This is a genomic window from Dietzia sp. NPDC055343 (assembly GCF_053645265.1).
This window is the reverse complement of sequence record NZ_JBSHMJ010000005.1, coordinates 88,071-101,707: the sequence shown is the minus strand read 5'-3', so window position 1 is coordinate 101,707 and position 13,637 is coordinate 88,071. Positions and strand designations below refer to the sequence as shown.

Here is a 13,637-nt window from a genome sequence, read left to right as displayed (position 1 = left end):
GTGCGGTGCGGTGCGACCTCTCGGCGGCACCGCCCGCCTACTTACTGCGCCAGCTCGTCGGCCGCGGAGGACTCGTCGCGCGAGAGGTTGATCCCCAGGTTCGCGGCGGTGCGGTCGAGGTCGTCGTCGTCCCCCTCGCCGAGGGAGACGGCCTGCCCGTCACTGGAGAGCACCTCGACGTTGAGGCACAGCGACTGCAGCTCCTTCAGAAGAACCTTGAAGGACTCCGGGATGCCGGGCTCCGGGATGTTCTCGCCCTTGACGATCGCCTCGTAGACCTTCACGCGGCCCACGACGTCATCGGACTTGATGGTCAGCAGCTCCTGCAGCGTGTACGCCGCGCCGTAGGCCTGCATGGCCCAGCACTCCATCTCACCGAAGCGCTGGCCACCGAACTGGGCCTTACCGCCGAGCGGCTGCTGGGTGATCATCGAGTACGGACCGGTCGACCGGGCGTGGATCTTGTCGTCCACCAGATGGTGCAGCTTCAGGATGTACATGTAGCCGACGGACACCGGGTACGGGAACGGCTCACCCGAACGACCATCGATGAGGGTCGCCTTGCCGTCGCCCTGGACCATCCGCTCGCCGTCACGGTTCGGGAGGGTGTGACCGAGCAGGCCGGTGATCTCCGTGTCCGCGGCACCGTCGAACACCGGGGTGGCGGTGTTCGTGTCGGGCTCGACGCGGTGGATCTGCTCCGGCAGCTTGGCCGCCCACTCGGGCAGGGAACCGTCCGCCTCACGCGGCACCTCCCAGCCGGCCTTGGCCAGCCAGCCCAGGTGGGTCTCCATGATCTGACCGATGTTCATACGACGCGGGACACCGTGGGTGTTGAGGATGATGTCCACCGGCGTGCCGTCGGGCATGAACGGCATGTCCTCCGCGGGGAGGATCTTGCCGATGACGCCCTTGTTGCCGTGGCGGCCGGCGAGCTTGTCGCCGTCCTGGATCTTGCGCTTCTGCGCCACGTACACGCGGACGAGCTCGTTGACACCGGGGGGAAGATCGTCCTCGTCGTCACGCGAGAAGACGCGGACGCCGATGACCTTGCCGGACTCGCCGTGCGGCACCTTGAGTGAGGTGTCGCGGACCTCGCGGGCCTTCTCGCCGAAGATGGCGCGCAGCAGGCGCTCCTCGGGGGTGAGCTCGGTCTCGCCCTTCGGCGTGACCTTGCCGACCAGGACGTCGCCGTCGCGGACCTCGGCGCCGATGCGCACGATGCCACGGTCGTCCAGGTCCGCGAGGACCTCGTCGGAGACGTTCGGGATGTCGCGGGTGATCTCCTCGGCGCCCAGCTTCGTGTCGCGGGCGTCGATCTCGTGCTCCTCGATGTGGATGGACGTCAGGACGTCCTCCTCCACCAGGCGCTGCGAGAGGATGATCGCGTCCTCGTAGTTGTGGCCCTCCCACGGCATGATCGCCACGAGCAGGTTCTTGCCCAGGGCCATCTCACCGTCCTCGGTGCAGGGTCCGTCGGCGAGAACCTGGCCGGCCTCGACGCGGTCACCCTCGTCGACGATCGGCTTTTGGTTGGAACACGTGCCCTGGTTGGAGCGCGCGAACTTCGACAGGCGGTAGGTCTGGCGACCCCCGTCGTCGTCCATCACGGTGATGAAGTCGGCGGAGACCTCCTCGACCATGCCCGGGGTGGTGTTGACGATCACGTCACCGGCGTCGACGGCGGCACGCAGCTCCATGCCGGTACCGACGAGCGGCGCCTCGGAACGCACCAGCGGCACGGCCTGACGCTGCATGTTCGCGCCCATGAGGGCACGGTTGGCGTCGTCATGCTCGAGGAACGGGATCATCGCGGTGGCCACGGAGACCATCTGACGCGGCGAGACGTCCATGTAGTCGACATCCGCGGCCTCGACGACCTCGACGTCGCCGTGCTTCTTGCGCACCAGCACCCGGTCGCTGACGAAGGTCATCTCCGGCGAGAGCTCGGAGTTGGCCTGCGCCACGACGTAGCGGTCCTCCTCGTCGGCCGTCAGGTAGTCCACCTGGTCGGTGACGACGCCGTCGACGACACGGCGGTACGGGGTCTCGATGAAGCCGAACGGGTTGACCCGCGCGTACACCGAGAGAGATCCGATGAGGCCGATGTTCGGCCCCTCGGGGGTCTCGATGGGGCACATGCGCCCGTAGTGCGAGGCGTGGACGTCTCGCACCTCGAGGCCGGCACGCTCACGCGACAGACCGCCGGGGCCGAGCGCGGAGAGACGACGCTTGTGGGTCAGGCCCGACAGCGGGTTGTTCTGGTCCATGAACTGCGACATCTGGGAGGTTCCGAAGAACTCCTTGAGCGCAGCGGTGATGGGCCGGATGTTGATCAGCGACTGCGGGGTGATCGCCTCGGAGTCCTGCGTGGTCATGCGCTCGCGGACGACGCGCTCCATGCGGGACAGTCCGACGCGGACCTGGTTCTGGATCAGCTCACCGACCGTGCGGAGACGACGGTTACCGAAGTGGTCGATGTCGTCCACCTCGACCGGCACCTCGCGGCCGCCCTCGACCTGCATCGACGCGTCGCCGGCGTGCAGGCGCACCAGGTACTCGATGGTGGCCGCGATGTCCTCGCGGGTGAGCGTCGTGGTGGCGTCGCCCTCCGGGTCCGGCAGACCGAGCTTGCGGTTGACCTTGTAGCGGCCGACGCGGGCCAGGTCGTAGCGCTTCTCCTTGAAGAACAGGTTCTCCAGCAGCGCCTCGGCCGACTCGCGGGTCGGGGGCTCGCCCGGACGCAGCTTGCGGTAGATCTCGAGCAGCGCCTGGTCGGTGTCCTCGACGGTGTCCTTCTCGAGGGTCGACATCATGATCTCGGAGAAGCCGTAGCGCTCCTTGATCTCGGTGGTGGTCCAGCCGAGCGCCTTCAGCAGCACGGTGACGGACTGGCGACGCTTGCGGTCGATGCGGACACCGACCGTGTCGCGCTTGTCCACGTCGAACTCGAGCCACGCACCGCGCGACGGGATGACCTTGACCGCGTGGACGTCACGCTCGGTCGACTTGTCGCGCGACCGGTCGAAGTAGACGCCCGGCGAACGGACGAGCTGCGAGACGACGACCCGCTCGGTGCCGTTGATGATGAAGGTGCCCTTGTCGGTCATCATGGGGAAATCACCCATGAAGACGGTCTGGGACTTGATCTCACCGGTTTCGGTGTTCTCGAACTCGGCGGTGACGAAGAGCGGCGCCTCGTAGGTGCGGTCCTTCTCACGGCAGTCCTCGAGGGACGCCTTGACCTCTTCGAAATACGGCTCCGAGAACGAGAGCGACATGGAGCCGGAGAAGTCCTCGATCGGGGAGATCTCCTTGAGGATGGACTCCAGGCCTCCCTCGAGGTTCGTGGTGCCGCGCGAGGCGGCCCTCTCTTGCCACTCCTCCGAACCGATGAACCACTCGAACGACTCCGTCTGGAGGTCGAGCAGCCCCGGGACCGGCAACGGCTCGGTGAGCTTCGCGAACGAGACTCTCCGGGGCGCACCGGGAACGGTGGAGACTGACGTGGTCTGGCGGGAGACTGCCAAGATGGGTCCTTCCAGCACCTCACGTGATCACCACGGGCGGTGACCACAGATGTATCTGCGAGCGGTCCGCCGACGGGTATCCACCCGTGTGCCGTCACTGAACTTCAAGGCCCGGAAATACCCGGTCAGACCGGGAACGGGCCGTCGATGACGGAACAAGAGGCAAATAGCAGCCAGCGCAACGACCTAATCTAGCCTATAGCGGCGCTGAAGTCCAGCCCTCGACGGGAAGAGCCCCGGAGGCTGTGGCACGCGTGGTGCGACGACCGTCCCTGCGCTGGTTGCCCTCGTGGCTCTCGCCTCATCGGCCCCCGGTCGGGACGTCGCACCCGAGCGGAGTCCTCTACGCCCGATGCCCCTAAAGAGTGACGGGTCGAAGCCCGTTCGTCAAGGATCTGACGCCGCTTGTCCCCGATCCCCGGCCGGAGAATGTCCGATCCGCGGCCGGCCGAGGCGTGTCAGGACGGCAGATCCGGGATCTTCGACAGCTTCCAGACGCCGTCGACCCTGTCCAGACCGACGAGGTAGGTGCCGCTGGTGCTGCCCGCGGCGGCGCCGTCGCGCTCCATCGAGACGTCCTGGACCAGCAGGACCTCCGCGCGGTCGCCCTCGAGGTAGGACAGGCCGGCCTCGCGGACCTGCGCGTCGACGGTGGTCGCGGACTGCTCGTAGCTGTCACGAAGCGCCGGCCAGTTCGCGTCGAGTTCCTCGACGAGGTTCGGCGTGAGGAACTCGCCCAGCGAGTCGTGGTACTCGTCGAGGCTCTCGTGATCGATCGACACCAGCCGCTGCACGTTGGTCGACGCCGCGGTGAGGACCTCGTCGGTCTCCGCCCTGTCCACGAACGCCTGATTGGGCACCGAGATGCCCGGCTCGGTGGCGAGATAGGCGCCCGCCGCCCCGGCCACCACGCCCACGGCGAGAGCGGCATAGGCGACGGCCCGCCCGGAGGGACGACGACGAGACGCCGCCTCCCCCGCATCCGTCCGCGGGTCGGTGGCCGTGGAGCGGGTGGCGGCCTTGTCGTCGTCGACCTTGTTCACACCCCGGGGCGTGGTCACCGGTCCGGTACCTGCCTCGGGCGACCCGGTCGATCCCTGGCGGGGGCCGGAGTGGCCGGCGAGTCGACGCGTGGCGGGGGCCTGGGCCGGCTTCTGGTTCCTCTTGATGGGTGGCATCTAGCTCTCCTCGCCCTTCCTCATCGTCCGGCGGTGGTGGTGGGAGCCGGCGCGGAGGCCGACCCCTCCCCCGCGGTGCCGGCGGAGCTGTCCTCGTCCTCGACGTCCTCGGGGTCCGGGAGTTCGAGGTCCTGCACGGACTGGCTGGACTGGCCGACCGGCACCGTCACGCCCACCTGGTTGACCGCGTCGGCCTTCCACTGGCCGTCGACCCGGGTCAGGTCCACCCGCATCGCCTGACGGCCCGTGATGTCCTCCTGGCCCTCGCGCTCAGAGTGGGCGGTGAACACGACCAGCACGGCGGCGTCACCCTCGTCGACGTTCAACTCCTCGACCGCGGCGTTCGAGACGGTGGCCGTGGTGACGGCCTTCTGCTCGATGACCCGGTTGCGGACGTCCTCCGACCACTGCTCCTGCTCGGTGAGGAAGTCCCCGGTCGACATGGAGGAGAGCTGCTCGAGCGACTCGTCCACCTTCTGATGATCGAAGCTGAACGCGTTGATGATCACCTGCGAGGCGACGTCCGCGACCTCGTCCCGCTGCGTGGCCGCGGTCTGCGCCGAACGTGCCTCGGCGTAGCGCCAGCCGAATACGCCCAGGATCGACAGCCCCACCACCAGCACCACCAGGGACACGGCCGTCAGCCACCGCGGCACCCCGGCGGCAGCGGCAGTGGTGTCCGTGCTCTCGCTCGTCTCCTGCGAACTCATGGCGGCGACGGTACCGGACGGGCGGCGCGCCGGATCACCGGGCGGTCGCCGCGTCACCGCGGGATCAGTCCCTGCAGCACCGCGAGCTGCTCGGCGGCCACCGAGAGGTTGAGCTTGTCCGGATCGATCTTGGGCTTGTTGTCCCACGGCTGCACGACACCCGGGTACGCGTACTCGACCCGCTCCGCGCCACGCACGTTGGTCGGGCTGCCGAACGGCACCGAGCAGTGCGCGTCGTAGTTGGGCGGGAAGTTCTGCTCCTGCGGGTCGAACGAGGGATCCTGTGCCTTCATCTCGTCGATGATCTGCTGCGTCCCCTCGTAGCCCATGGTGCAGGGGGTCGGGTTGTCCATCTCGAGAACGAGACCGAAGTGGATCGTCCCGTCGCCCGGGGCCACTGACAGACCGCCGGCGGCCAGGGCGGGCAACAGTTGCAGCAGCACCTTGAACGACGGCGCCAGCGGGTCGACCGTCTTCATGGTGTTCGACAGATTGGTCACCGAACGCGTCAGGGGCTCGCCCGAGTTCTCCACCAGGCGGCGGGTCTCGTCGGCGAACTCCGGCGCGGTGGAGATCAGCCGCTCGAGATCCGAGTCCGAGTCACGCAGTGCCTCGGTGACAGTCCGCAGGTCGCTGGAGAAGCTGATGATCTCACCCGACTGGTCCGCCTGCGTGTCCAGGACCGTGGCGCCGTCGCGGATGAGCGCCTGAAGCTGGGGCATGGTCCGGATTCCGGAGTCCGAGATCGTGATCAACGAATCGGACAGCCGCTGGAGCTGGGGACCCCGCCCCTCGAAGGCCTTCCCTAGTTCGTCGACCGTCACCTCGAGCTCGTCGAGCGGAACCGACCGCGACAGCTCGTCGACCGACAGCAGCAGGTCCTCCACGCGGACGGGCAGCGCCTCGTCGCCCGCCGAGATCACATCGCCCTCCTCCAGATAGGGCTCGGAGAGACTGTTAGGTCGCAGGTCGACGAACTGCTCACCGATCGCCGACCGGTTGGCCACCACGGCGACCGTGTCGGCCGGGATGTCGGGCGCGCTGGAGTCCAGATCCAGTTCCACCCTGACGCCGTCCTCGGTGAGCGAGAGGTCCCCGATGCGGCCGACCGGGGTGCCCCGGTAGCTGACGGCCGCGTTGGTGAACACGCCGCCGGTGTCGGGCAGGTCGAGATAGACCTTGTACTGGCCGATGCCGAACAGCGACGGCAGGCGCACGTAGTTGGCGCCGACATACGTGATCCCCACTGCGGCGATCACGCAGAAGACGATGAGCTGCGTTCTCAGGGTCTTGTTCACTGGTATCCGGGCTCCCCTGGTTCGGGCAGGTAGTTCTCGGAGAACTCCGAGGTACCGGGCGCGGGCGGGGGGTTCACTGCCCGGTCCATGATCGGCGGGACGGGAAGCAACGGCAGCACGATGGTCGTGCGCCTGTCGGGTCCGTTGTCCCCGATCCAGGGGTTGCCCGGATCGACGTTGTACGGACCGCTGGTCGTGGTGGGCCAGAGCGGAACAGGGTTGCCCTGGTTGGCGCCGAGGTTACGGAGGGTCTCGGAGATCGTGGCGTCGATCGACAGGAACACGTTGGCCGAACCACCGATCGTCGACTGGATCGAGGCGTCCGGGAACGGGAACGTCGGGACGAACCCGGTCAGCTCGATGAGTTCCGGCGTGGATTCACCGAGGTACTGCAGTACCGGCCGCAGCGCCCGCAGATCCGCGATGAGGTCCTCACGGCTGGTCAGCAGGATGTCGGAACCGACCTGCCCCAGGGCGTCCACCCGACGCAGCATCTCCACGAACTGCGGCCGCTGCTCCTCGAGCACCGCCACACCCGCGGGCAACTCGTCCAGGGCCGCCTGGATCTGCGCGCGCTGGTCGTTCGCCCGGGCGGACATCAGGTTGACCCCCTCGAGCGCAGCGGTGATGCTGTCGCGCTGCCGGTTGAGACCCGAGATGAGTTCGTCGGCCGACCGCAGGGTTTCGGTGAGCCCCTCCTCCCGGCCGTCGGTGACCTTGCGCATCTCCGCCACGATCGGCTGCAGTTGGTCCACGCCGCCGCCGTTCAGCAACAGCGACAGGGCGCCGAGCACCTGCTCGATATCGGTGGCCGTGCGCGTGTTGGAGGTGCGGATGACGTCACCGGACTCGAGCTGGCCGACGGGCTCGGCGTCCTCCGGCGGGGTGAGCTGGACGAACTTCTCACCGAGGAGGTTTGTCTGCTGGATCGACGCCTCGACGTTCTCCGGGAGGTCCACGTCGTCGTTGATCAGCACCTCGACCTGGGCGGTCCACCCGTCCTCGGCGAGCGAGATCCCGGTGACCCGGCCGGCGTCGAGACCGTTGATCTTGACCGAGGACTGCAGGACCAGGTCCAGGACGTCGTCGAACTGGATCGCCACGTTCAGGGGGTTCTCCCCCACGTCGGCACCACCGGGCAGGGTGTAGTCCTCGAGGTTCATTGAACACCCGGCCGCGAGCGCCGAGACGAGCGCCGTGGCGCCCAGAACCCGTCCGGCGCGGCCGATCCCGGGCAACCCGAGACCCGATCGGGCGCGACCGGCTGCAGTCGGCCCGGTCGCGGCGTCGTGACTGTCGTGTCTCATCACTGCCCCCCTTCGGATGCGGGGGTCATCGGCCAGCCACGGATCCCCGGAACGGTGCCGGGCACCGGAATGGACTGCTTCATCTCGCCCTCGAGGATGCCCAGCGGCAGGTTCGGGTTGGACGCACGGAGTTCCTGGTTGCGCTCCGGAGCGAGCGCCTCGCACGCCTGGATGTCGGCGCGCCGCAGGTTGTCGAGCTCCTGGAACATCTCATTGCCCGGATTGAGCCGGCCCAGCTTCATGAGCGTGCAGAGAACGCCGGCGGGGTTCTGTTTCTCCGGGATGTTCGCGCGCATCGACAGGGTCCCGGACTCCGCGTCGTAGGCGTTGATGAGGTTGGCCAGCGCCAGCGGGGCGGTCTTGAGGATCTCCTCGATGTCGCCGCGCTGGTCCGCCGTGATCTGGCTGAGGGAGGCCAGCCGGTCGGCGTTGCTACGGATCACGTCCTGGTTGTCCCGGACGAGACGGGCCACGTCGGCCAGCGCATAGCTCAGCTCGGCCAGCGCGCCCTGCAGGTCCTCCCGCTGCCCGGCGACCGTCGAGTTGAAGGTCGCCATCTGCGTGTTGAAGTTGCGGACCTGTGCGTCGTTCTCCGCCAGCATGGTGACGAAGGACTGCAGGTTGACCACGGTGTCGCTGATGTCCTGGCTGGAGTCGGCGAGCGTCGTGGCCGCCGTGGACAGCTCGTCTATCGACCGTCCGAGGGCGGCGCCGTTGCCGCCGAGCGTGTCCGCGGACGTGGCCAGGAAGCGGTCGAGCGAGCCGTCCTTGTTGGCCCCGTCGGGGCCGAGCGCCTCGGTGAGCTCCTGGACCGAGGCGTAGAGCTTGTCCACCTCGACCGGTGTCGCGGTCCGGTCCAGCGGGATGTGCGCGCCTGACTCCATGGTCGGGCCACCCGCGTAGGCCGGGACCAACTGGATATTGCGGTCCGGGATGACCGACGGGGTCACCTGGACGGCCTTGGCGTCGGCCGGGACCTCGACACCCCGCCGGACGTGGAGCTCCACCTCGACCGTCTCGCCCATCGGGACCACCTTGTCCACCGAGCCCACGGTGATGCCGAGGATCCTCACGTCGGTGCCCTGGGAGATACCGACCGCCGACGGGAACGTCGCGGTGATGGTGGTCCGCCCCATGCGGGACACGGCCAGGTAGGTGACGGCGACGATCGCGACGACGACGACGAGGATCAGCGCGAGCAGCCAGTACGGCAGTTTCTTGGTCATCAGTTGATCCCACTCAGTCGTGCGGGGCCACGGGCGCCCGGGTAGAACGGCGGCTCAGGCGCGCCCGGCGGTATCAGGTTGGTGACCACCGAATCGAACCACCGTCCGGTGCCCAGCATGTTGGCGTACAACCGGTAGAACGGGGCGAGGTTGTGGATCGACTTCTTCAGCTCCTCCTCGTGGTCGGTCAGGACCCCGAGCGCGGAATCCAGACTCTCCAGGGTGGGAGCGAACTCCGCCTCGTTCTCGGCCACGAAGAGCCGGAGTTCGGCGGACAGTCCGCGGGTCGACGCCAGGACCAACTTGAGGCTCTCCGACCGTGCGTTCAGCTCTCCAAGGAGCTGCCCGGTGCCGATGATGAGCCGCCGGAAGTCGTCGTTACGCTCGGCCAGGATCTCCGAGCTCGTCTTGGTGGCCTCGAGGAGTGCACGGAGTTCGTCGTCGCGGCTGGAGATGGTCTGGGACAGGCGGGCCACGCCGTCGACGGCGCCGCGGAACTCCTCGGGAGAGGCCTGCATCGCGTCGGTGAGGGTGTCGAGGCTTGTCGCCAGCTTGGTGTCGTCGATCTTGTCGAGGGTCTCGGCGGCCGACGAGAACGCGGTCACGACGTCGTACGGCGCCACCGTCCGCTCGAGCGGGATGGGCTCGGACCGGTCCAGCTCACTGTTGCCCGCGGGAGTGAGGGCGAGGTACTTCTGCCCCAGCACCGTCTTGATCTGGATGCTCGCGCGGGTGTCGTCGCCGAGCCAGGCATCCTTCGCCCGGAACCCCACGGCGACCTTGTCGCCCTCGAGTTCGACGTCGGTGACGACCCCGACCTTGACGCCGGCGACCCGCACCTCGTTGCCGTCGGTGAGGCCGGCGGCCTCCGAGAAATAGGCCTTGTACTTCGGCCCGGCACCCACAAACGGCAGAGCGTCCAGCATGAACGATCCCGCCGTGAGCACGAGGATCACCAGCACGCCCACGGCGCCGACCATCGCGTTGGAGAACCGGGGCTCCCCCGGCTTGCGCTTGCTCACGGGATCCCCCCTTCGTGGCACCGAGGTGCGGAGTTGGTGTACAGCACGTGGTTGAGTGTCGGACCGCCGGAGGGCAGGAGGTTGGGCACGTTGTTGCCCGGCCCCGACACGATGTCCGCGCCACACAGATAGAACTGGAACCAGGACCCGAACGATCCCATCCGGATGAGGTTGTCGGTCTTGAGCGGCATGTTGTGCAGCACCTCGCTGACCTTGTCCTCATTCGCGACCACGTCGTCCGTGACCTTCTTGAGATGGTCGAGCGACTCGGTGACGCTGGGCCTGGTCGCGGTGACGATGTTCTCCGCGGACGAGGTCAGGTCAGCCATCGAATCGAGCGAGCTACCGATCGCGTCACGCTCCTGGGCCAGGCCCTCGACGAGCTGGCGGGTGGTCACCACGAGCTGCTGGAACTGCACATCACGATCGTTGATGGTCTGCAGCACCTGGGTGAGGTTGTCGATGACCTCGCCGATCACCTGGTCGCGATCGGCCAGATGGTTGGTCAGCTGACCTGTCTGCTGGACCAGGTTGGCGACGGTCCCGCCCTCACCCTGGAGGACCTTGACCAGCGAGTCCGCCAACGCGTTGACGTCGTCGGGCTGCAGCGTGGTGAACAAGGGTTGGAACCCGTTGAACAGCGCGGTGAGGTCAACGGCCGGCGAGGTCTTGTCCAGCGGGATCGTCGTCCCCGCCGGCATCGCCGGCTGGGCGGGGCCCGGCACCCGGGCGATGTTCATGTACCGCTGACCGATCATGTTGCGGAAACGCAGCGTCAGGTGGACGTTCTCCGGAAGGGTGCGGTCGCCGACCATGGTGAAGTAGACCTTCGCCTTGTCCCGGTCGTAGACCTCGAAGTCGGTCACGTGCCCCACCACGACACCGGCGATACGGACGTCGTCCCCCTCCTCGACCATGGTCGCGTCGGAGAAGATCGCCGAGTACTTGGTCCCGTCCTCACGGGTGCCACCGCGGATCGTGGTGGCGAGAACCGCACTGAGCAGGACCGTCACCACCACGAAGACGGTGAGCTTGACGAACGATCCCAGCAGGCCGCCTCGGAACAATGCCCTGAGTTTCGCGTTCACTTGAAGGCCACCTCCGTTCCGCGAAGCGCGGGAGCGCCGACGGCGCCTATCCACCCCGGGACCTCGTCGGCATTACGCGAGGTGGCGACTCCGTACACGGTTCGGACGGTGTCGGCCTCCAGTGGAGATCCGGCGTAGGCCATGGCCATCACGTCTGCTCCCTGTCCCGCGGTGACGGTCGACGGGAACGGCATGTTCGGCTGCTCCGCGACGGCGCGGCCGGGGGCCGCGGGAACTGAACCCCGAGTGCGCATGGGGGGCACGGGACCGTCTTCCAACAGGGGATTCGGCAGGGTGGGCATGAACTCCGGCCCGGGGTTACGTGACGGCGGCTGATAGGAGCCGTCCGCGATCGCACCGCCGGGTGCCATCGGGAAGTTCTGCGGTGCCTGGGCGGGCTCGTAGCAGCGCGGTCCGCGCGTGTCGAAGAACCGGGGCTCGTCCTGGTTGGGGACGTACCGGCCCTTGGGGTTGACGACCTCGATGGTCACCCGGATGCCGGGGGTCGAGGTCCCCACGCCGAGAATGTCGTCAGAACGCTCGAGAGCGGTCATGAACAGTTCGGCCGTGCAGGGAAGCGCCGGCGTGTACTCGGCGAGCGCCTCCAGCGAACGTCGCGAGTTGATGGTCAGCGCGATGAGGTCGTCGCGGTTGTCGGCGAGGAAGCCGGTGGCCGCCTCGGTGCCCGAGCTGATCCGCTCCAACCCGTCCGCGATGTCGGTGCGCCGCTGGATCACCGTGTCGCCGGTGGTCCGGAGCGCGTCGAGAGCGTGGATGAGGTCGGGCAGCGCCTCGGAATAGGTCTGTGAGAAGGTCGCCAGGTCCTCGAGCCCGGCCTCCAGAGCGGGCATCTCCTGGGTGATGCCGTCGAAGACCTGTCCGATGTCGACCAGGCCCGCGCCGATCTCGTCTCCCCTGCCGGCCAGCGCCTGGTTGATGGCACCGAGCGTGCCGGCGAGCTTCTCCGGCGGGACGGCCTCCAGCACCGGGAGCAGTCCGTCGAGGACGCGACCGAGCTCGGTCGCGTTACCGCGGGAATCCTGCTCGATGGTCGCACCCGCCTCGATCGTGCCGACCGGCTGCTCGGGGAACGCCAGTGAGACGTAGCGCTCGCCGAACAGCGTCTTGGGCAGCAACCGGCCGCTGATGTTCGCGGGCAGCTGATCCATATAGGCCGGGTCGAACTCCATGTCGACGCGCACCCGGTCGCCCTCCAGCTCAACGCCTGCGACGCGACCGACCAGTACACCCCGGGCCTTGACGTCCGCGTCGTTCGGCAGGGCGAAGGCCATGTCGTCGGTGTACATGGTGACGCTGTCCGACGATGTGAACGCCCGGTTGTAGATGGCGACGGTGACAGCGACGAAGGCCATGACGATGACGATGAACAGGGCTGCGAGCAGTCGCTTCCTCGTCGAGGACATCTCGTTCATCCGGCCACCCGCACAGTCGTGGTCGTGCCCCACAGGGCGAGTCCGACGAAGAAGTTGAGGATTGCCACCACGACGATCGTCGTCCGGACGGCGCGCCCCACGGCCACGCCGACACCGGCCGGGCCGCCGGTGGCGGTGAACCCGTAGAAGCAGTGGATCATCACGAGGACGAACGCGAAGATGATGACCTTGATGAAGGAATATATGACGTCTTCTGGTGGCAGGAAGAGGTGGAAATAGTGGTCGAATGAGCCTGTGGACTGGCCTTGGATCAGGGTGTTGACCCCCCGTGTGGCCAGATACGACGCCAGCAGACCGACCACGTAGAGCGGGATCACCGCGATGAAGCCGGCGATGATCCGGGTGGTGACCAGGTACGGGACACTCGGGATAGCCATGACCTCGAGGGCGTCGATCTCCTCGGAGATCCGCATGGCACCGAGCTGGGCGGTGAACCCGCAGCCCACCGTGGCCGAGAGCGCGAGCGCCGCCACGACCGGCGCCACCTCGCGGGTGTTGACATAGGCCGACAGGAAGCCGGTGAGGACGGAGCTGCCGATCTGGTCGAGCGCCGCGTAGCCCTGCAGGCCGACCACCACGCCGGTGAAACCGCTCATCATGACGATGACGCCGATGGTGCCGCCGAGGACCGCCAGCACGCCCACTCCGAACGTGACCTCGGCGATGAGGCGCAGCACCTCGTGTCGGTAGTGCACGATCGTCTGCGGGATCCAGCGGATGGCCCGGAGGTGGAACGCCAGCTGGTCGCCCAGCGAGTCGAATGACGCAATGGGGCCACGGATCATGGCCCGCAGTCGTGCCCGCGTGGGCCCGACGTCGGTATG

At 67.7% G+C, this 13,637-nt stretch carries 10 protein-coding genes; all 10 read right to left on the bottom strand.

Translation table 11 applies throughout. The features are described 5' to 3' along the window. Positions 1 to 41: 41 nt before the first annotated feature. The 10 genes from rpoB to ACWIE7_RS04115 all read right to left on the bottom strand — a co-directional run bounded on the left by rpoB (position 42) and on the right by ACWIE7_RS04115 (position 13,598). A complete protein-coding gene (rpoB, locus tag ACWIE7_RS04160) occupies positions 42 to 3,548 on the bottom strand; it encodes a DNA-directed RNA polymerase subunit beta (RefSeq protein ID WP_452098555.1) in 3,507 nt (1,168 codons plus the stop codon). A gap of 440 nt (positions 3,549 to 3,988) precedes the next feature. Then, positions 3,989 to 4,708, bottom strand: coding sequence for a hypothetical protein (locus tag ACWIE7_RS04155; protein ID WP_452098554.1), 720 nt, complete (start codon positions 4,706 to 4,708; stop codon positions 3,989 to 3,991). Positions 4,709 to 4,728: 20 nt separating this feature from the next. Further along, positions 4,729 to 5,418, bottom strand: a complete 690-nt coding sequence (locus ACWIE7_RS04150) for a hypothetical protein (protein ID WP_454057632.1) — start codon at positions 5,416 to 5,418, stop codon at positions 4,729 to 4,731. A gap of 53 nt (positions 5,419 to 5,471) precedes the next feature. Continuing rightward, the gene (locus ACWIE7_RS04145; protein WP_452098552.1) at positions 5,472 to 6,716 is read right to left on the bottom strand and encodes an MCE family protein; all 1,245 of its coding nucleotides are present in this window, start codon (positions 6,714 to 6,716) and stop codon (positions 5,472 to 5,474) included. Next, positions 6,713 to 8,023, bottom strand: a complete 1,311-nt coding sequence (locus tag ACWIE7_RS04140; protein ID WP_452098551.1) for an MCE family protein — start codon at positions 8,021 to 8,023, stop codon at positions 6,713 to 6,715. The genes ACWIE7_RS04145 and ACWIE7_RS04140 overlap by 4 nt, the downstream gene beginning before the upstream one ends. Next, entirely contained in the window at positions 8,023 to 9,249 is a 1,227-nt protein-coding gene (locus ACWIE7_RS04135; protein ID WP_452098550.1) for an MCE family protein, read from the bottom strand. The genes ACWIE7_RS04140 and ACWIE7_RS04135 overlap by 1 nt, the downstream gene beginning before the upstream one ends. Beyond that, a complete protein-coding gene (locus tag ACWIE7_RS04130; protein WP_295647650.1) occupies positions 9,249 to 10,271 on the bottom strand; it encodes an MCE family protein in 1,023 nt (340 codons plus the stop codon). Before ACWIE7_RS04130 ends, ACWIE7_RS04135 begins: the two co-directional genes overlap by 1 nt. Next, complete coding sequence (locus ACWIE7_RS04125; RefSeq protein ID WP_452098549.1) at positions 10,268 to 11,359, bottom strand: MCE family protein; 1,092 nt, start codon at positions 11,357 to 11,359, stop codon at positions 10,268 to 10,270. The genes ACWIE7_RS04130 and ACWIE7_RS04125 overlap by 4 nt, the downstream gene beginning before the upstream one ends. Further along, a complete protein-coding gene (locus ACWIE7_RS04120; protein WP_454057634.1) occupies positions 11,356 to 12,792 on the bottom strand; it encodes an MCE family protein in 1,437 nt (478 codons plus the stop codon). The genes ACWIE7_RS04125 and ACWIE7_RS04120 overlap by 4 nt, the downstream gene beginning before the upstream one ends. Further along, positions 12,789 to 13,598, bottom strand: a complete 810-nt coding sequence (locus tag ACWIE7_RS04115) for an MlaE family ABC transporter permease (protein ID WP_452098736.1) — start codon at positions 13,596 to 13,598, stop codon at positions 12,789 to 12,791. Before ACWIE7_RS04115 ends, ACWIE7_RS04120 begins: the two co-directional genes overlap by 4 nt. Between the last annotated feature and the right edge of the window lie 39 nt (positions 13,599 to 13,637).

Excerpts from the sequence above, each read along its gene's own strand:
- ACWIE7_RS04135 (WP_452098550.1), bottom strand. The coding sequence starts at position 9,249 with ATGACCAAGAAACTGCCGTACTGGCTGCTCGCGCTGATCCTCGTCGTC.
- ACWIE7_RS04115 (WP_452098736.1), bottom strand. The coding sequence starts at position 13,598 with ATGATCCGTGGCCCCATTGCGTCATTCGACTCGCTGGGCGACCAGCTG.
- ACWIE7_RS04155 (WP_452098554.1), bottom strand. The coding sequence starts at position 4,708 with ATGCCACCCATCAAGAGGAACCAGAAGCCGGCCCAGGCCCCCGCCACG.
- ACWIE7_RS04120 (WP_454057634.1), bottom strand. The coding sequence starts at position 12,792 with ATGAACGAGATGTCCTCGACGAGGAAGCGACTGCTCGCAGCCCTGTTC.
- ACWIE7_RS04150 (WP_454057632.1), bottom strand. The coding sequence starts at position 5,418 with ATGAGTTCGCAGGAGACGAGCGAGAGCACGGACACCACTGCCGCTGCC.
- ACWIE7_RS04140 (WP_452098551.1), bottom strand. The coding sequence starts at position 8,023 with ATGAGACACGACAGTCACGACGCCGCGACCGGGCCGACTGCAGCCGGT.